Source organism: Hydrogenovibrio kuenenii DSM 12350, assembly GCF_000526715.1.
GTDB lineage: Bacteria > Pseudomonadota > Gammaproteobacteria > Thiomicrospirales > Thiomicrospiraceae > Hydrogenovibrio > Hydrogenovibrio kuenenii.
In genome coordinates this window covers 1331596-1350085 of record NZ_JAGP01000001.1, presented here as the reverse complement: position 1 = coordinate 1350085, position 18490 = coordinate 1331596, and the positions used below count along the sequence as shown (strand labels likewise).

Annotated in this window: 23 protein-coding genes and 1 riboswitch; of the genes, 16 read left to right on the top strand and 7 right to left on the bottom strand. The window is 39.8% G+C overall.

Annotated elements, in window-relative coordinates; all coding sequences use genetic code 11:
* Positions 1 to 2 precede the first annotated feature (2 nt).
* From secF to N745_RS12655, 3 genes are all read left to right on the top strand, one after another.
* On the top strand, positions 3 to 1040 hold the full coding sequence (gene secF / locus N745_RS0106430) for a protein translocase subunit SecF (RefSeq protein WP_407636467.1): 1038 nt from the start codon (positions 3 to 5) through the stop codon (positions 1038 to 1040).
* A 154-nt stretch (positions 1041 to 1194) separates the two neighbouring features.
* Complete coding sequence (locus N745_RS0106425) at positions 1195 to 2769, top strand: peptide chain release factor 3 (RefSeq protein WP_024851303.1); 1575 nt, start codon at positions 1195 to 1197, stop codon at positions 2767 to 2769.
* Positions 2770 to 2875: 106 nt separating this feature from the next.
* A riboswitch (cyclic di-GMP riboswitch) is annotated at positions 2876 to 2950 on the top strand.
* A 92-nt stretch (positions 2951 to 3042) separates the two neighbouring features.
* Positions 3043 to 3192, top strand: a complete 150-nt coding sequence (locus N745_RS12655; RefSeq protein ID WP_157833750.1) for a hypothetical protein — start codon at positions 3043 to 3045, stop codon at positions 3190 to 3192.
* Between the two features lie 50 nt (positions 3193 to 3242).
* On the opposite strand, the gene mgtE is transcribed toward N745_RS12655, so the two are convergent.
* The 7 genes from mgtE to N745_RS0106385 all read right to left on the bottom strand — a co-directional run bounded on the left by mgtE (position 3243) and on the right by N745_RS0106385 (position 8621).
* Positions 3243 to 4589 (bottom strand): magnesium transporter, encoded by a 1347-nt coding sequence (gene mgtE, locus N745_RS0106415; protein WP_024851302.1) that lies wholly within the window; start codon positions 4587 to 4589, stop codon positions 3243 to 3245.
* Positions 4590 to 4717: 128 nt separating this feature from the next.
* Positions 4718 to 5047: a ribosome hibernation-promoting factor, HPF/YfiA family gene (gene hpf, locus N745_RS0106410; protein ID WP_024851301.1), complete on the bottom strand. Its 330-nt coding sequence runs from the start codon at positions 5045 to 5047 to the stop codon at positions 4718 to 4720.
* Between the two features lie 150 nt (positions 5048 to 5197).
* Entirely contained in the window at positions 5198 to 5920 is a 723-nt protein-coding gene (gene lptB / locus N745_RS0106405; RefSeq protein WP_024851300.1) for an LPS export ABC transporter ATP-binding protein, read from the bottom strand.
* On the bottom strand, positions 5920 to 6474 hold the full coding sequence (gene lptA, locus N745_RS0106400) for a lipopolysaccharide transport periplasmic protein LptA (protein WP_024851299.1): 555 nt from the start codon (positions 6472 to 6474) through the stop codon (positions 5920 to 5922). Before lptA ends, lptB begins: the two co-directional genes overlap by 1 nt.
* Positions 6446 to 7012: an LPS export ABC transporter periplasmic protein LptC gene (lptC, locus tag N745_RS0106395; RefSeq protein WP_024851298.1), complete on the bottom strand. Its 567-nt coding sequence runs from the start codon at positions 7010 to 7012 to the stop codon at positions 6446 to 6448. The genes lptA and lptC overlap by 29 nt, the downstream gene beginning before the upstream one ends.
* A gap of 55 nt (positions 7013 to 7067) precedes the next feature.
* Positions 7068 to 7610, bottom strand: coding sequence for a KdsC family phosphatase (locus N745_RS0106390; protein WP_024851297.1), 543 nt, complete (start codon positions 7608 to 7610; stop codon positions 7068 to 7070).
* A 21-nt stretch (positions 7611 to 7631) separates the two neighbouring features.
* Entirely contained in the window at positions 7632 to 8621 is a 990-nt protein-coding gene (locus N745_RS0106385) for a calcium/sodium antiporter (protein ID WP_024851296.1), read from the bottom strand.
* A gap of 73 nt (positions 8622 to 8694) precedes the next feature.
* Here N745_RS0106385 and N745_RS0106380 point away from each other — a divergent pair, with 73 nt between their 5' ends.
* The 13 genes from N745_RS0106380 (at position 8695) to N745_RS0106325 (ending at position 18412) form a co-directional block, all read left to right on the top strand.
* The gene (locus tag N745_RS0106380) at positions 8695 to 9327 is read left to right on the top strand and encodes a hypothetical protein (RefSeq protein WP_024851295.1); all 633 of its coding nucleotides are present in this window, start codon (positions 8695 to 8697) and stop codon (positions 9325 to 9327) included.
* A gap of 60 nt (positions 9328 to 9387) precedes the next feature.
* Complete coding sequence (locus N745_RS0106375) at positions 9388 to 10185, top strand: ATP-binding cassette domain-containing protein (protein ID WP_024851294.1); 798 nt, start codon at positions 9388 to 9390, stop codon at positions 10183 to 10185.
* Positions 10179 to 10967 (top strand): lipid asymmetry maintenance ABC transporter permease subunit MlaE, encoded by a 789-nt coding sequence (gene mlaE, locus N745_RS0106370; RefSeq protein WP_024851293.1) that lies wholly within the window; start codon positions 10179 to 10181, stop codon positions 10965 to 10967. The genes N745_RS0106375 and mlaE overlap by 7 nt, the downstream gene beginning before the upstream one ends.
* Before the next feature lie 31 nt (positions 10968 to 10998).
* Entirely contained in the window at positions 10999 to 11475 is a 477-nt protein-coding gene (mlaD, locus tag N745_RS0106365; protein WP_024851292.1) for an outer membrane lipid asymmetry maintenance protein MlaD, read from the top strand.
* Positions 11472 to 12089, top strand: coding sequence for an MlaC/ttg2D family ABC transporter substrate-binding protein (locus N745_RS11795; protein WP_051453383.1), 618 nt, complete (start codon positions 11472 to 11474; stop codon positions 12087 to 12089). The genes mlaD and N745_RS11795 overlap by 4 nt, the downstream gene beginning before the upstream one ends.
* 21 nt (positions 12090 to 12110) lie before the next feature.
* Entirely contained in the window at positions 12111 to 12404 is a 294-nt protein-coding gene (locus N745_RS11790) for an STAS domain-containing protein (protein ID WP_038070656.1), read from the top strand.
* 20 nt (positions 12405 to 12424) lie between these two features.
* Positions 12425 to 13360: an ABC transporter ATP-binding protein gene (locus tag N745_RS0106355; protein WP_024851291.1), complete on the top strand. Its 936-nt coding sequence runs from the start codon at positions 12425 to 12427 to the stop codon at positions 13358 to 13360.
* Positions 13347 to 14117, top strand: a complete 771-nt coding sequence (locus N745_RS0106350; RefSeq protein WP_024851290.1) for an ABC transporter permease — start codon at positions 13347 to 13349, stop codon at positions 14115 to 14117. Before N745_RS0106355 ends, N745_RS0106350 begins: the two co-directional genes overlap by 14 nt.
* 21 nt (positions 14118 to 14138) lie before the next feature.
* The gene (locus tag N745_RS0106345; RefSeq protein WP_024851289.1) at positions 14139 to 14366 is read left to right on the top strand and encodes a BolA family protein; all 228 of its coding nucleotides are present in this window, start codon (positions 14139 to 14141) and stop codon (positions 14364 to 14366) included.
* 3 nt (positions 14367 to 14369) lie between these two features.
* Complete coding sequence (gene murA / locus N745_RS0106340; protein WP_024851288.1) at positions 14370 to 15626, top strand: UDP-N-acetylglucosamine 1-carboxyvinyltransferase; 1257 nt, start codon at positions 14370 to 14372, stop codon at positions 15624 to 15626.
* Between the two features lie 14 nt (positions 15627 to 15640).
* Entirely contained in the window at positions 15641 to 16276 is a 636-nt protein-coding gene (hisG, locus tag N745_RS0106335) for an ATP phosphoribosyltransferase (RefSeq protein ID WP_024851287.1), read from the top strand.
* Positions 16277 to 16293: 17 nt separating this feature from the next.
* Entirely contained in the window at positions 16294 to 17595 is a 1302-nt protein-coding gene (hisD, locus tag N745_RS0106330) for a histidinol dehydrogenase (RefSeq protein ID WP_024851286.1), read from the top strand.
* Positions 17596 to 17668: 73 nt separating this feature from the next.
* Positions 17669 to 18412 (top strand): Nif3-like dinuclear metal center hexameric protein, encoded by a 744-nt coding sequence (locus tag N745_RS0106325; protein ID WP_024851285.1) that lies wholly within the window; start codon positions 17669 to 17671, stop codon positions 18410 to 18412.
* Positions 18413 to 18490 lie beyond the last annotated feature (78 nt).

The window sequence follows — 18490 nt, the reverse complement described above, 5'->3', positions numbered from 1 at the left end:
GCATGGCAAAGGAAATGAATCAGGATGACGAGCAGATGTCTGAAAAAAAATTGATTAACTTTATGGGGCAACGCAAGATCGCAATGGTTGTTTCAACCTTGCTGATTATTGCTTCTATTGTCGGTATTTTAGTCAAAGGTTTAAATTTTGGTATCGACTTTACGGGCGGAACCATTATTGAGTTGGCCTATGAGAAGCCAGCTGATGTTGATGAAATTCGTCAAAATTTACAGGCGAATGGTTTTGATCAAGCTGTTGTGCAGAACTTTGGCTCTGCAGAGGATGTATTGATCCGTATCGCACCACGTGAAGGTGTGAACTCTTCAAAACTGTCCAATCAGATCTTGGGTGTTCTAAAGGCTCATACGGACGATAAGATCGATTTAAGACGTGTTGAGTTTGTAGGGCCTCAGGTAGGTGATGAATTAACGGAAGATGGTTTTCTTGCCGTAATTTACGCATTGATTGGTATTTTGATTTATGTGGCACTTCGATTCGAATTCCGCTTTTCCGTCGGTGCGGTTGCGGCTTTGATTCATGATGTGACCATTACCGTCGGTGTGTTCGCTTGGACGCAAGCTCAGTTTGATTTAACCGTATTAGCAGCCGTACTAGCCGTTATCGGTTATTCTTTGAACGATACCATTGTTGTTTTTGACCGTGTGCGAGAGAACTTCCGTATCGAGCGTCAAGGCACGCCTGTTGATGTGACTAACCTTGCTGTTAACCAAATGTTGGCAAGAACGATTATGACATCTTTTACAACATTGGTTGTATTGCTTGCCTTGTTTGTCTTTGGTGGGGAAATTATCCATAACTTTGCGATGGCTTTGATTGTCGGTATCGTTGTCGGTACTTATTCTTCTACTTATATTGCCAGCGCGATTGCATTGGCATTAGGTGTTTCTAAAGAAGACTTGATGAAACCTGTTAAAGAGGGTGCAAGTGCTAAAGAGCAGGAAGCAGAGTTGACGCGTATTTTCTTAGAAGAACAAGCGGAAAAAGAAGCAAAGCTTGCCCGTCAAAACAAAAATAAATAAAACGGTTTAGGCTTGGTCTTCAGACCTTTAGCCTAAACATTGACTAAAAATCTGCCAGGCTGGGTGTTTATATCCTTACCCAGCCTGGCAGATTTTTTAGTTTTAATGAATTTAAAAATTAAATATAAATAACAGCCTTTGAGTTTAAAACGCTATGTCATTGCAGCTAGAAACAAATAAAAGACGAACATTCGCCATTATTTCCCACCCGGATGCGGGTAAAACCACGGTAACCGAAAAGCTGTTGCTTTACGGTGGTGCCATTCAGATGGCTGGAGCGGTTAAAAGCCGAAAGACCGATCGCGGTGCGACGTCGGATTGGATGAAAATGGAGCAGGAAAGAGGTATTTCTGTTGCTTCGTCTGTGATGCAGTTTCCTTACAAAGATGTGATGATGAACTTGTTGGATACTCCTGGGCACGAAGACTTCTCAGAAGATACTTATCGTACCCTAACCGCAGTAGATTCAGCATTGATGGTTATTGACGTCGCAAAAGGGGTTGAGGATAGAACCATTAAATTGATGGAAGTCTGTCGTCTGCGTGATACGCCTATTTTGACATTTATCAACAAGCTTGACCGAGAAGGGAAGGATCCCATCGATTTGCTGGATGAAGTTGAAGATGTGTTAAAAATTAACTGTGCGCCAATGACATGGCCGATTGGTATGGGTAAGCGTTTTAAAGGGATTTACCACCTTTATAACGATACGGTGCGTTTGTTTGAATCTGCAGATGGTTTAAATGCTTCTGCTGGTGAGTTGATTGAAGGTATCAATAACCCTGCCTTGGATGAAAAAATAGGCGGTATGGCAGAAGAGTTGCGCGAAGAAATTGAGCTGGTTCGCGGCGCAAGTCATGAGTTTGATCTTGAAGATTTCTTGCAAGGTAAGCTTACGCCCGTATTTTTTGGTTCTGCTGTAAATAACTTTGGCTTACAGGAGCTACTGGATGGTTTTGCTAAGTATGCACCGTCGCCAAAAGGTCGTGAAACTGAAACCCGAACAGTTAAGTCTGATGAAGATAAGTTAACTGGATTTGTGTTTAAAATCCAGGCAAATATGGATCCACAACATCGTGATCGTGTGGCGTTTATGCGTATTGTATCGGGAAAATACGAAGCGGGCATGAAGTTAAAACATGTTCGTATTGGTAAGGATGTAAAGATTTCTAAAGCCATTACCTTTCTAGCGAATAAGCGTGAACATGCGGAAGAGGCTTACCCTGGCGACATAATCGGTTTGCATAACCATGGCACAATCAAGATTGGAGATACCTTTACTCAAGGTGAAGATTTGAAGTTTACTGGTATTCCAAATTTTGCACCTGAACTTTTCCGTCGTGCACAATTAAAAGATCCAATGAAAATGAAAGCTTTGCAAAAAGGCTTAACGCAACTTTCTGAAGAAGGTGCGACGCAACTATTCAGACCAATAGCAAACAATGACCTGATTTTGGGGGCTGTTGGTGTGCTTCAGTTTGAAGTGGTTGCTCAACGTTTAAAGGACGAATATAACGTTACCTGTTTATTTGAAGCGGTGAATGTAAACACGGCACGTTGGGTCATTGGCGATAAAGCCGAAATTGAGAAATTCCTTGCGAAAGTTAAAGATAATGTTGCTTACGATGCAGCTGATCAGCTGGTTTATATCGCTCCGACACGGGTTAACTTAAATTTGATTGAAGAGAGATGGCCTAATTTACAGTTCGTTGCGACTCGTGAACATTAACCCGACTTGTAAAACCTGAAAATAAAAAAAATACATTAAGTTAATGATTTCTATTGCATTTATAAAAAAAATGTGCCATAAATACACAATGACATTATAAAGTCAATGATGTTTTAGCCAAACTTACTGTGAAGTAAGGACGGAAAGCCACGGGTCTTTTGGAGATAGCCGGGTTGCGGTCAAAGTAATAATCTTTCAAATTGTGGGAGGGTTATGTCGTGATTTGGTTTCCTTATTTAGACCTTGTTGCTGTATTTAAAAAGGATTTGTAGGATGGCAATCAAACTGGTTAAACGCAAATCAGATATTTTTCGGGAAAACAAAAAATCACCAAGAGTGATTAAGTGGTTAGCGGTTACGCTTTTTCTAACTGCAGCAACGGCCTACGCTTATAGTGAAGATGTCTTTGCTAGAATGTTTTGATTTTATTGAAGCATTTTGTGAATGACTCACTTCGGTTGTTATGTTGTCTTTTAGACTAAAATAACTGTCGCTAATCCTAAGAAAACAAAGAATCCCAAAGAGTCTGTTACTGTTGTTAGCATAAGTCCAGATGCTAAGGCGGGATCAATTTTCATTTTATTCAGCAATAATGGTATTAAAGCGCCAGCTACCGCTGCAGCAATAAGATTTAGTAGCATGGCTGCACCGAATATCATGCCGAGCGACATTTGGTGAAACCACACAGCAGCCGTTATTCCTGTCAAGACAGACCATATCAATCCATTTAACATTCCAACCAAGCTTTCTTTGATTATCAAAGCACGACTGTTTTTCGAGCCAAGCTTTCCTGTTGCTAAAGCACGAATAACAATAGTTGCCGTTTGCGTACCTGCAATACCACCCATGCTAGCGACAATAGGCATTAAAATCGCAAGGGCAACTATTTGTTGGATAGTCGCTTCAAATATGCCAATAACTGCTGAAGCAAATAGGGCGGTTAATAAGTTAATACCCAACCAGAAAGAACGCCTTTTCGCTGAGCGCATAGGAGGGGAGAATAAATCTTCATCTTCCGTTAAACCTGCGCTTGCCATTTGAGCATGTTCAGCTTCTTCACGGATAATATCGACCACGTCATCGATTGTAATACGACCGAGGATTAGATTGTTTTCATCGATTACAGCAGCAGAAATAATGTCATTTTTTTCAAAATAATGCGCTACATCCTTGTCCGAAATGGTTGCTTTTATGGCATCTTTTTTCAGAATGAGTTCGCTAACTAAGGTGTCTTCATCATGTGTGATGAGATCATTAATGCTAAGAACACCTTCGTATAAACCTTCTCTATCTCTTACGATTAAGTCTAAGGTGGCCTTAGGTATAGAGCCAATTTTTCTTAGTAAACGTAAAACAACTTCAAGAGTTACATCAGAACGTACGGTGATAATATCCGTACTCATTAAGCCCCCAGCAGTATTTTCAGGGTAACTTAATGCGGTTTCTACTGCCGTTCTCTCGTCATCCGATAAGTTGTCTAGAACATGCTGTTTATCTTCTTCAGGAAGGGACTGGACAATATCTGTGATGTCATCCGTTTCCAGCTCTTCAGTAAGGTCAACTATTTCTTGGTTATCAAGTTGTTGTAGTAGGCTGGCTCGGACTTCTTCATTGGTGTGACCAATGACTTCCCCTTGAACCTCTGATGTTAGATGTACCCAGAGTGGATAACGCTGCTTGGGTGGCGTTGCTTCAAGTATTTCCGCAATTTCTTCAGGAACAAGAGTGGTCAGTATTTGTTGTGCGTAATCACCGTTATCATCATTTACGGCTTGTAGCAGCTGTTCCGTAATTTGCAGCTTATCGGTTGTTTGAGGCATAACATGGCCTAGAGGAATTTGTTAGTCGAGATTATTCTAAAGCAAATACCAAAGAATAATAAGGTAAATTCATCGAAATTTGCTATAAAAAAAGGGGCTTAAAAGCCCCTTCTTATCCATTGCTGAAATTATGCTTCTTCAGCCATGTTTTTGACACCACCTGATTTTTGATGGTGGCTACCAATTTTTTCTTTGTATTTAATGACTTGGCGATCTAACTTGTCAACCAAACCATCAATAGAGGCATACATGTCTTCAGTGGTGTGCTCAGCAAATAAATCTTTTCCAGAAACGTGAACAGTTGCTTCTGCTTTTTGACCTTGTTTGTCGACAGTTAAGATAGTGTGTGCAATGGTGACATGGTCAAAATGTCTGGTTAATTTTTGCATTTTTTCAGTTACATAATCGCGAAGTGCATCAGTAATGTCAATGTGGTGACCTGTAATGTTGATTTGCATAATATCGCTCCTTTTCCAGTGTTTGCGATGAGCAGAGAAGTTTACTTTTATTTTATTGTTCTGTAAGCATTGATTGTGACTTTGCTTCAGTTGAAGTATAGCATAAAAGAGGAGGTTCAGTGGAGGGAGGTAACGCTGGAAAAATGAAAATTATTTAAAATTTTCGCCAAGGTAGACACGCTTAACATCGGTATTGGCAAGTACTTCTTGTGGGGTTCCACTGGCGAGTATTTTACCGGCATGAAGAATGTAGGCGCGATCACAAACACCTAAGGTTTCACGTACATTATGGTCAGTTATAAGTACACCTATGTCTTTTTGTTTTAGGTGCAAAATAATATTTTGAATATCTTTTACTGAAATGGGGTCAACGCCTGCAAAGGGCTCATCAAGAAGTATAAAGTCTGGTTCCATTGCCAAGGCGCGAGCAATTTCAACGCGACGTCTTTCTCCTCCTGACAATGCTTGTCCTAATTGTTCTGTAATATGACCAATTTGAAGGTCATCGATCAATTCTTCGTATTTTTGAAATTGTTGCTCTTTTGGAAGCTCATCACGCATTTCTAGAATGGCCATGATATTCTGTTTAACAGTGAGTTTACGAAACACTGAAGCTTCCTGAGGTAGGTAGCCGATGCCAAGTTTGGCTCTTTGGTCAATTGATAGTTCACTGATATTACTATCGTTTAGAAAAATTTCGCCACCATCATTTTTAACAAGGCCAGTCATCATATAGAAAGTTGTTGTCTTTCCTGCGCCATTTGGTCCCAGTAAGCCTACAACCTCGCCACTGGAAACATCTAAATCTACTGAGGTAACGACAACGCGCTTTTTGTAGCTTTTGGCAAGATCTCTTGCATAAAAGTGCGCCATTACTTTTTCTCCTGCTCTTCAGGAGGTGTAAATATCATTTTTATTCTTTGTTTTGCCTTGCCTTTTGCTGACAATGTTTTGTGTGTCAGGTCATAGAGGATGCGTGGACCCGTAATGGTGTTTTTATCTTCTTGCACAACCTTCGCATTGCCTTCGAGTAATAAGGTCTTGTTGGTCGTGGAGTAGGTGATTTTATTTGCGTGCCCCGTTACCCAACCTTTTTCTTCTGAAAGGTAACGTTTAAATGTAGCGGGTTTGCCTAATACAATAGCGGTAGAAATTTTTCGCTTTGGGTGGTGTAGGGTGACCTTATCGCCTTTAATTGTCGTTGAACCTTGAATGACAATAACATTACCTTGGTAGATACTGATGCCTTCTTTATCTTTGGCATTTAATGTATCAGCCGTTATCTCAACGGGTTGAGTTTCATCTGGAGAAGGAGTCGCTGCCCATGTTGTAGAGCATAGGGTTGGTGTGACTGCGCCAAGAAAAACAATAGAAAGTTTTCTAAGGCTGTTGATATGGCTATTTAGGTTGATACAGCGTTTTAACATTCGATTCAAATTTATATTGATCTTGTTTCAAGTTAGCAGAAAAACCAACTCCTGTGACGATTACATCAGGTGTTGTTAGTTCGGCAAAGACGGGGCTTACCAATAATTCAGTTTGGCTATTATAAGTAATTTGTTCAGATTTCAGGGTTTTATTTTTGTGGTCGGGAAGCGATATGCTATCTATTCTTACTTTTCCTTGTAAGTGAATGACTTCATCGTTTTGACTAGTGCCTTTTTTGCTGTGGATGATGAGCAACGATGTCGGCTTTTCTTGGATGGAAAAAGGCATCGCGAATTGACTTTGTTTTGTCTGGTTCTGGTAATTTATGGTTTTTGCAACTAGATACGTCTGCTCTGCATTAGGTGTGTTTTTGTTGATTTGCCAACTTGTAGAGTTGAATATTTGCCAGCTGTAAGTCAGTTTAGGTGCTTTAGGTGTTGTTGTTTTTCCTGTTTGCAAAAAGTTTTGATGAGTATTTAACAACAATAGAGAAATAGAGAGTACAAAAACCAAAATCATTGGTAAGCGTTTTTTCATGTGCTATTCCTCGTGATTGATTGGTATTAGTAGGGATCGGTTCTTAATGTTTATTTTACAGCTTTTTTCGCAGGTAAAAATCCATATGCTGTTGCCAGAGACTTTGTGATTTTAAAATGAGTTCACACATTTCTCTAACACAGCCTTCTCCACCATTGAATCGGGAAACATAATGCACGTGAGGCGGTACTTCTGTATCTGCATTTTTTGGACAGGCTGCCAACCCCACTCTAGTTAAGATAGGAAGATCAAGGATGTCATCTCCCATATAGGCGATTTCATCTAAAGCCAGCTGCTCTTGTTCAATTAGCTTAAGAAAGGTGGGAAGTTTGTCAGGAACACCTTGGTAAACATGTTTAACTTTTAAGTCTTTCATGCGTTTATCAATTAGTGGAGACTTTCGACCTGTTATGATGCCAATTTCTATACCGCTTTTTTGTAGCATGACCATGCCGTGGCCATCTCGGGTATGAAAGCTTTTATATTCAATGCCATTGTCGCCATAATAGAGTTTGTTATCAGATAAAACGCCGTCTATATCAAGAATGAGTAATTTGATTTTAGACGCTTTATGTAATATTTCAGTTTGAAACTCCATCTTGGCTTCCCTATGGTTTGATTATGGGTGCACCATTCTATAATAAAGTAGAAGTAAATAGCCAATATAACTGAGGATGAGTAAAGTCCCTTCGCCCCTTGTGATAATGGCATTTCCTTTTCTAGGAAGCGCCACGACTAACATGGCTAAAGTCATGCCAAGCATAACAGGATAATCAATCATGAGCGTAGAGTTGTCGACAGGTGATGGGTCAATTAGTGCGGGCATTGCCATAACAGCAAGCAAGTTGAATAGGTTTGAACCTAAAATATTGCCTATCATTAAGTCAGATTCGTCTTTTTTAGCTGCCGAGATCGCAGCAGCAAGTTCAGGTAGGCTTGTACCGATTGCAACTATCGTTAAACCGATAATCAAATCTGGCACGGCAAAATATTGCGCAATTTCTACGGCGCCCCAAACCATAAGTTTTGCACTGCCGATGAGAATAATTAGGCCGATAGCTAGAAAAACAAGTCCCTTTTTCAGTGAAAGCTTGGGGAGGTCATTGATTTCGTCGATGGTGTCTTCGACAAGGGGGTCGTGTTGATCAATTGTTTTATTTGCTTTGATCATCCATGCCATAACGATGATGAGCATGGTGATTAGAATAATTCCATCTAATCGGCCAAGTTGGTGGTCAAGTAATAAGAGTAGGCCCAGAACAGAAACTGCGAGTAAAATAGGAAATTCTCGTTTTAGTAGCGAGGACTTTACTACAATAGGCGAAATAATTGCAGTGATACCAAGTACAAGGCCTATGTTGGCGATGTTTGAACCGATGACGTTACCAACTGCAAGACCGGGGCTGTTATCAAAAGACGCTAAGATGGATACCAGAATTTCTGGTGCAGAGGTGCCAAAACCTAATACAACAACCCCGATAATAAGTGGTGAGATGTTTAGGTGAACAGCTGTAGCAGCAGCGCCATCAATGAAAATATCTGAACTCCAGACGAGTAAAGCAAGTCCTGCGAGTAATACCAAACTTGGTAAAATGAGCGTCATTGTCATACAGTTTTCTTTTCGACTGTTTTGAGTAAAATGAACATTATAGGGTTTTTTATAACTAAAATAAATAAAGTTTATGGCAACTAAAATTGAAAATCTATTAGTAGGAACACGTGGATGGCTTCATCAAAGCTGGAATAAAAACTTTTATCCAGACGATATGCCAGAAGATTGGCGGTTGGATTATTATAACCAATATTTTAAAGCTTTACTGATTCCACAGGACGTATGGAAGCAATGGGATGCTGCATATATTGCTGAAATAGAAGTTTTGCATGAACCCGAACCTTTTTTTATTTTCTTTGAAGTGAGTGATTTTAGTGAGGTTGTTCTAGATCAAATTAAAGAACTTAAAGACCTATTGAAAGACAAGGCCTATGGGGTTCTTGGAATGAATCTATCTCAAGCAGAAATAAATTATCTCGAAGATGAATTGGCTGATACAGATTATAAGTTAACATCTTGTGCGCCTAGACCTCAGATTATGGGGTGGTCTTGTGATTCAGGACTGGGTGTTTTGTCAGGTGAACCTATGTTTTTGATTCGAATGAATGACCATCCTATGAGTCAGTTAAAAGATGCGGTTTCTCCTTTTTTAGACTCTTTACCTCAAGACTTCCCAGGGGGATGTGTTTTTGCTGTTGATGAAGATGTATCAACCAAGCATGTAACTGACATGAAGTTATTGTTTGAACTTTTAGGTCACTAATAATTAAGAGATGCTGGCAATGATTCTTTTGTATTGGCAATTTTGTTATGATGGGCGGCTATGAAAGCAGAATCCGTTATTCAAATTCAAAACCTCAAATTTCACCGTGGCGATAGGGTCATCTTTGATGATGTAACCCTCACTATTCCAAAGGGAAAGATTACGGCCATTATGGGGCCTAGTGGGACAGGAAAAACCACTTTGCTGAAACTGGTTGCAGGTCAGTTAGTGCCCGATTCCGGCCAAGTTCATGTCTACGAACAAGATGTACATAAGCTTCCTAGAAATCAACTTTATGCATTAAGAAGTAAGATGGGGATGCTGTTTCAATCGGGTGCTTTGTTAACTGATTTGAATGTGTTTGAAAATGTTGCGTTTCCTATTAGAGAGCATACAGATCTGCCAGAGCCATTGATTGAGCTCATTGTTAAAATGAAGCTTCAAGCGGTAGGTCTTCGCGGCGCTATGACTTTAATGCCTGCTCAATTGTCTGGTGGAATGTCTCGTCGAGTCGCTTTGGCTAGAGCTATTGCATTGGATCCTGAGATAGTATTTTATGATGAGCCTTTTGTTGGGCAAGACCCAATTACGATGGGTGTCTTGGTTTCTTTAATCAAAAAATTAAATGAAAGCCTGGAATTAACTAGTGTGATTGTTTCGCATGATGTGAAAGAGGTACTTTCGATTGCGGACTTTGCGTGCGTTTTGTCTGAAGGGAAGATTATTGCTCAAGGTACGCCTCAAGAATTGTTAGACTCAGGTTCAGACTATGTTAAGCAGTTTTTACAAGGATTGCCTGATGGGCCTGTTCCTTTTCATTATCCGGCCTCCGACTATATAGAGGATTTGTCTTGTTAAACTATTTTCTTTCGACACTGTCCTCTATAGGAAAAACCTCTCTGTCAGTAGCATCAGCAGTAGGTCGTGGAACCTTGTTTATTTTTTCAATTCTGCCGTCTTTGCCTTACGCTTTTAAGCGGTTTGATTTGTTAATTAAACAGGTCTATTTTTCCGGTGTGCTATCTTTGCCAATTATTCTGACCGCAGGCTTGTTTGTTGGTATGGTTTTGAGTTTGCAAGGGTACAACGTTTTGGTTGATTACAATTCGGAAGAAGCGGTTGGTACGATGACTGCACTTTCGTTATTGAGAGAGTTAGGCCCAGTTGTTACGGCTTTACTATTCGCTGGTAGAGCAGGTTCAGCTTTGACTGCTGAAATAGGTTTGATGCGTTCTACCGAGCAAACGTCAGCATTAGAGATGATGGCAGTGGACCCGTTAAAATTTATTTTCGTACCTAGACTGGTTGGTGCGATTATCGCCTTGCCAATGCTTTCTGTCATGTTTACAGCCATGGGTGTTTTTGGTGGTTATATGGTTGCAGTTGGATGGCTTGGTGTCGATGATGGTGCTTTTTGGTCACAGATGCATGCTCATGTTGATTGGCAAGATGATGTTGTTAATGGAATGATTAAATCGGTTGCGTTTGCAGTTCTTGTATCGGTGATAGCTTTGTTTCAAGGTCAAGATGCCATACCTACTTCTGAAGGCGTGAGCCGTGCAACCACTCGAACAGTAGTTCATGCTTCTCTAGGCGTTTTAGGCTTAGATTTCGTTTTGACGGCTTTGATGTTTAACTAACAAAAAATAAGATTGTTTAAGGAATTTTTATATGGTTCGTCGTTCCAGTGTTGAAATATTGGTGGGCGCATTTGTCATGATGACATTAGTTGCGCTGGTTTTTATTGCCATTAAAGTAAGTAATTTTCAAGGGTTTCAAGATAAACCTAGCTATAAGGTAAGCGCTTTGTTCGGTAATATTGGGGGCTTGAAAGTTCGAGCACCAGTAAAAATCAGTGGTGTCGTTATTGGGCGTGTCGATTCGATTTCTGTTGATAAAAGAACTTATAGAGCCAAAGTTGTGATGGATATTTATAAAGAGTACAACAAGCTTTCTTTGGACACTTCAGCAGCCATTTTAACCTCTGGACTTTTAGGTGATCAGTATATTGGTTTAACACCTGGCGCTGATGATGAATATTTGAAGAACGGTGATCAGATAGATATAGCGCAATCAGCTCTTGTTCTAGAAAATCTGATAGGGCAGTTTTTAACCAAATTTAGTGATAGTGGGAATGACAAAAAATGATATTTAAGAACAAAGTAATATTTTTGTTTGGTCTGTTTTTATTAGTAGCTATGGGAGAGGCCCAGGCTCAAATTAATCAGACAGATCCTAAAGAAATGGTTAAAGAGCTTTCCCAAAGCGTATTAAAACAAATTGATTTACAAAGAAAAGAGTTGGCATCGGATCCGGCAAAAGTAAAGATGTTTGCAGATGAATATATCTTGCCTTATGTCGATACGCCAAAAATGGCTCGTTATGTGATGGGGCAATATTGGCGTTCTGCAACTCCTAAGCAGCAAAACGACTTTTCAGAAGCTTTTAAAAATACTTTGTTACGCTCTTATTCACAGAGTTTGATTAAATTGAAAGTGTCAAAAATTAAAGTGACACGGGTGGAAGAACCACGAGAAGGTCGTGCGACAGTTGTGACGGATGTTACTCAGTCAGACGGTAATATTTCATCTGTGATTTATCGTGCTTATTTGAATAAGCATACCCATAAGTGGATGCTTTATGATGTGACGATTGAAGGGATTAGCTTGTTGTTAAATTATCGCAAGATATTTGCATCAGAATTTGATACCAAGGGGATAGATCAAGTGATTGCCTCTTTAAAAGAAAAAAATAAGGTGTAACACCTCGTGAAAGCAGTGAATATGTCACAACAGACGGCTTACGTTGTTAAAGACAAAAGGTTAACTTTAACGGGCGATTTGACGGTTCAATCCATTAGCAAGCTTTTTAAAAATAACGCTTGGGTAGGTGAGGGTGTTATTGAAGAAATTGACTGTTCACTTGTAACGTCTGCGGACAGTAGTTGTTTGGCATTAATTCTTTTCTTACAGGCTAAAGCAGTCAACAAAATAAGAGTGTATGCTTTGCCCGAAGACTTGTCTGGTTTGATTGATTTATATGAATTGGCCCCTTTATTGTCAGCGTCAAAGAGTTAATGTTTTAAAAGAGAGAATTAATGAGTTCAGCAGTTTCGTTTCAGAATGTCAGTAAAGCCTACGGAGAGTTGCAAGCACTTAAAGGTGTTTCATTTGAAGTTGAAAAAGGTTCATTTTTCGGCTTATTGGGGCCTAATGGTGCCGGGAAATCCACGTTGATTAATTCTATGGCAGGTTTAGTAAAGCCTTCTGGCGGTCATATTTTAGTAAATGGATATGATACAGAAAAATCCTATCGACAAACACGCCGCCAGTTAGGCTTGGTTCCTCAAGAATTGATTTCTGATCCCTTTTTTTCGATTAAAGATTTATTGAAAATTCAATCGGGCTATTTTGGCTTATCTGGTTCTGAGCAAGATAAATGGATTAATGAACTTTTAGAACGTTTGGCACTAACAGACAAGTCTGATGCTATGACCAATCAGCTTTCTGGTGGAATGAAAAGGCGAGTTCTAATTGCGATGGCGCTTGTTCATAAACCTGATGTGATTGTTTTGGATGAGCCTACAGCTGGTGTCGACGTTGACCTTAGGAAGACGCTTTGGGAGTTTACTAAAGAGTTACACCAAAAAGGCCATACGATTATTTTAACAACGCACTATTTAGAAGAAGCTGAGTCTTTATGTGAAAAAGTGGCTATTTTGCAAAAAGGTCAGCTAAAAGCCCTAGAAACAACTTCCGATCTAGTGTCACTCCACCCATATCGATATGTACGAGTTAATCTCTCACAACGTTTTGAAGAAAGCTTCTTAGCAAGTCATGCTGCTTTGAGTGAGCGATTGGATAGTTTTAATGTCAATGAAGTAGTGTTTAAGGTGGAGAAAGATTTACCTCTCAACGATATTATGGCCTGGTTATCAGCTACGGGTCTACATATCAAAGATATTACCAGTCGTGATGCAACTCTTGAAGAAGTGTTCATAACCTTAACAGGAGAGCAAAATGATGAACTTTAATTTTGTAGGGTGTTGGGCTCTTTTTGTAAAAGAGGTTCGCCGTTTTTACTCCGTCGCCATCCAAACTATTTTTGCGCCTGTTGTGTCATCACTACTGTATTTATTGATTTTTGGTCAAGTGATAGATACAAAGATAGAGGTTTTCACGGGTCTAACTTATAGTCAATTTCTGATTCCAGGGTTGGTTATGATGACGATTCTACAGAATGCATTTTCCAATACATCTTCTAGTATTATTCAGTCAAAAATGCACGGAAACCTCACTTTTGTGATGTTAAGCCCGATTTCTCCGCTTGAGTTGTACCTAGCATTTGTTGGTGCTTCAGTTATTCGTGGTCTGGCGGTAGGGGTAGGTGTTTTATTGATTGGTATGTATGGTTTTGATTTAACGATGAATCATCCGTGGTGGATTTTATTGTTTGCAGTTTTAAGCGCCGCTATTATGGGGTCCGTTGGGCTTACGGCGGGGCTTTTATCTGATAAGTTTGATCAATTGGCTGCATTTCAAAATTTCATTATTGTGCCTTTAACCTTTTTGAGTGGCGTATTTTATTCCATTCATGCGTTACCGGGTATCTGGCAGTACATTTCTCACCTAAATCCATTTTTCTATATGGTGGATGGTTTTCGCTATGGCTTTTTCACTCAATCAGATGTTTCGATTGGTTTGAGTTTGATTATAACCCTAGCGTTCTTTTTGGTAATCACGTCGATTAATCTGATTTTGTTGTTTAAAGGCGTTAAAATACGCGATTAAATTTTTATAAATTGGTGATTTATGTCTCCTGACAATATTCGAAACAAAATTCAGACATCTATTCTTGACGCACAAGTTGTGACAAGTGGAGAAGATTGTAACTTCGCTATAGAAGTTGTTAGTTCTGAGTTTGAAGGAAAGACACCTTTGCAAAGACATAGAATGGTGAATGATATCTTCAAACAAGAATTTGAGAGCGGCGCTTTGCATGCGCTGTCAATTAAGACGGCTGTGCCAAAAAAAGACTAAATTATGGATAAATTGGTAATAGATGGGCCTTGTTCTTTATCGGGTCAAGTTCAAGTTTCTGGTGCTAAAAATGCTGCGCTCCCCATTCTTATGGGTTGCCTGCTCGCAGAAACACCTGTTGCATTGTCGAATGTTCCGCACCTCAAAGATGTAACCACAACAATTCAGCTTTTGGCAACGATGGGTGTTCAAGTTTTGTTTGATGAGCAACTCAATATCGAAATTGATGCTTCAGAGATTGTCACTAAAGAAGCGCCTTATGAATTGGTTAAAACTATGAGAGCGTCAATCCTAGTGATGGGACCTTTACTTGCTCGTTTTGGAGAAGCCAAAGTCTCTCTTCCTGGTGGTTGTGCTATCGGTTCTCGTCCAGTCAATATTCATATTGAAGGGATGCAAAAAATGGGAGCGGACATCAAAGTTGAGCAGGGATATATCATTGCTAAAGCTGGTAAGCTGAAAGGCGCAGACATTACTATGGATCCTGTAACCGTTACGGGAACTGAAAACTTGATGATGGCAGCAGTTTTAGCTGAAGGACGTACGGTATTAAGAAACGCAGCAAGAGAGCCTGAAGTATCCGATTTAGCGAACTTTCTAAATAAGATGGGCGCTAAAATTTCAGGTGTCGGTACGAGCACATTGACAATCGATGGAGTGGATTCACTAAAAGGAGTTTCTTATAGTGTTATTCCTGATCGTATTGAAGCTGGAACTTATTTGGCAGCAGCAGCAGTAACGCATAGTTGCATTACCGTAACCAGTGTTAACCCTTCTCATATGGAATCTGTTCTTGAAAAGTTTACTGAAGCAGGAGCATTGGTAACCTCAACGGAAGACTCTATTACATTGGATATGCGTAACCGCCAGTTAAAGCCTGTTAATATCGTTACAGACCCTTACCCAGATTTTCCAACGGATATGCAAGCGCAGTTTGTTGTGATGAATGTTCTCGCTGAAGGCGAAGGACAGGTTGAAGAGACGATTTTTGAAAATCGATTTATGCACGTTTCTGAGTTGATTCGTATGGGTGCTGATATTAAAGTTTCAGGAAATGTTGCGGTTACTCACGGCGTTGAAACATTAACCGCTGCACCAGTTATGGCAACGGACTTAAGAGCATCTGCAAGTCTGATTTTAGCTGGTTTAGCAGCTAAAGGACAAACTGTAATCAGTCGTATTTACCACATTGATAGGGGATATGAATTGATAGAAGAGAAGTTTCATAAGCTAGGTGCGCACATCTACAGAGCAAATTAATTAGAAGATTTATGATGGATAACCAACTGACGATAGCCTTATCAAAAGGCCGAATTTACAAAGACACGCTTCCTTTACTTGAAGCAGCGAATATTTTGCCTTTGGAAGATCCAAGCAAGAGTCGTAAACTGATTATTCCAACAAACCAAGAAAATGTTCGTTTACTAATTGTACGAGCAACTGACGCCCCTACTTATGTTTCTCATGGTGCAGCAGATATTGGGGTTGCAGGGAAAGATGTTTTAATGGAAGCACCATCGGATAATCTGTATGAGCTATTGGACTTACAAATAGCTAAGTGTCGATTGATGGTAGCAGGCCCTGAAGTCCCTAAGCCTCATGGTCATCGTTTAAAGATCGCTACAAAATACATTAACTCAGCCAAAGCTTATTATGCTCAAAAGGGTGAGCAAGTTGATTTGATTAAACTGTATGGTTCAATGGAAATCGCTCCCCTTATTGATTTGGCAGATAAGATTGTTGATTTGGTTGATACGGGCAATACTTTGAAAGCGAATGGTTTGGTACCAGAAGAGCATATTGCCGATATTAGCTCCAGACTGATTGTTAATGAACATGCTTATAAAACAAAATTTAATCAAATACATCAAATCGTTGAGAAGTTCAAAACAGCTATCTCAAATACTTAATAACGGAAGTCATCGCAATGTTAAATATTAGAAAACTTTCAATCAATTCAGATGGTTTTAAGTCCGAATTGGAAAAATTGCTTGCTTGGGAGACGGTTTCAAACGAGTCTGTGAACACAGTTGTCAAAGATGTGATTCGTAATGTAAGAACTCGTGGTGATGAAGCATTATTAGAATACACAGCAAAATTTGACCGTTTGACGTTAAGCAAAGGCGCAGACTTAGAGATTCCAAAAGAAGATTTGGTTTCTGCGTTAAATCGAATTCCACAAGACCAAAAAGATGGTTTAGAGCTCGCTGCAAAGCGTGTTAAGGATTATCACGAAAAACAAGTAACAAAATCATGGAATTATACAGAAGCCGATGGGACTATGTTGGGTCAGCAAGTTACGCCTCTGGATAGTGTTGGACTTTATGTTCCTGGTGGAAAAGCAGCTTACCCATCTTCCGTTATTATGAATGCCATTCCTGCAAAAGTAGCGGGTGTAAAAGAATTGATCATGGTTGTGCCTACGCCAGATGGTGAAGTGAACGATATGGTTTTGGCGGCAGCAGAAATTTGTGATGTTGATCGCGTCTTTAAACTGGGTGGTGCGCAAGCAGTTGCAGCTTTAGCTTATGGTACGGAAACCGTTCCTTGTGTCGATAAGATTGTTGGGCCTGGTAACATTTATGTTGCAACGGCAAAGCGTGAAGTGTTTGGTGCGGTAGGAATCGATATGATTGCTGGACCATCTGAGATTCTAGTGTACTGTGACGGCCTAACTAATCCAGATTGGATTGCGGTCGATTTATTCTCTCAAGCAGAGCATGATGAAGATGCGCAAGCGATTTTGGTTACGCAAGATGCTGCGTTTGCCGAAAAAGTTTATGAAAGTATGAATAGACTGGTCTTAGAAATGCCTCGTAAAGAAATCATTACTAAAGCTATTGAGGACCGTGGCGCGATTATCGTAGTGGACAATGAAGATCAAGCAGTAGAGTTGATCAACTATATCGCACCTGAGCACTTGGAATTATCCATCGAAGATCCAGAAGCATTGTTGCCTAAAATTAAGCATGCTGGGGCGATTTTTATGGGACGCTATACTGCTGAAGCTTTGGGTGATTACTGTGCAGGTCCTAACCATGTACTACCTACATCAAGAACGGCGCGTTTTTCATCCCCTCTAGGTGTTTATGACTTCCAAAAACGCTCTAGTTTGATTATGTGTTCTGCAGAAGGTGCCAACGTTTTGGGGCAGGTAGCGGGTGTTTTAGCTGATGGAGAAGGTTTGCAAGCGCATGCTGCTTCAGCGAGATATCGAGTTAAAAAATAAACGTTTATATAAAAAATAAGCAAATAAAAATGGCCTATTTCGGGTCATTTTTTTTATCAGGTGGTATTCACTTATGAATAGAAATGAACTCTTAGCTTATTTAGATGATTATCTGAAAGTTTCCTTGTTTAAAGATTATGCACCTAACGGTCTTCAAGTTGAAGGTGCGGAAACTATCAAAAAAATTGTTACAGGCGTGACAGCATCTCAAGCCTTGATTGATAAGGCTGTGGAATTAGGTGCTGATACTATCTTGGTACATCATGGATATTTCTGGAAAAATGAGCCCGCTACTATTACAGGAATGAAGCGGAACCGTATAGAGACACTTCTTAAACACAATATTAACTTAATTGGCTATCACCTCCCTTTAGATGCTCATCCAGAAGTTGGAAACAACGCTCAATTGGGTTTGATGTGGGAAGTTACTGACATTACACCTGATGTTAAAAGTTTAGTACGTTTGGGAACGCTTGCATCGCCGATGAAAATGGCGGACTTTAAGCATCGAGTTGACAAGGTGTTAGATAGAGAGTCTTTACATTTGCCTGGTGGCCCTAAGCAAATCCAAAAAATAGCTTGGTGTAGTGGTGGCGCTCAGAACTACATTCAGCAAGCAATTGATTGGCAAGCTGATGTCTATATTAGTGGTGAAGTTTCAGAGCAAACAACGCATCAAGCGTTGGAATCAAGTATTCACTATTTGGCAGCGGGTCATCATGCGACTGAGAGGGTTGGGGTTAAGGCGCTAGGAGAGCATGTTTGCAAGCATTTTGGAATCGATGTCACTTTTTGTGATATTTATAATCCTGTTTAAATTTATAACAAATTATTGACATATTAGAGTTTAATGAAATAAAAAAATTTATGAGGTTATATAAATAAAGTTATGTAA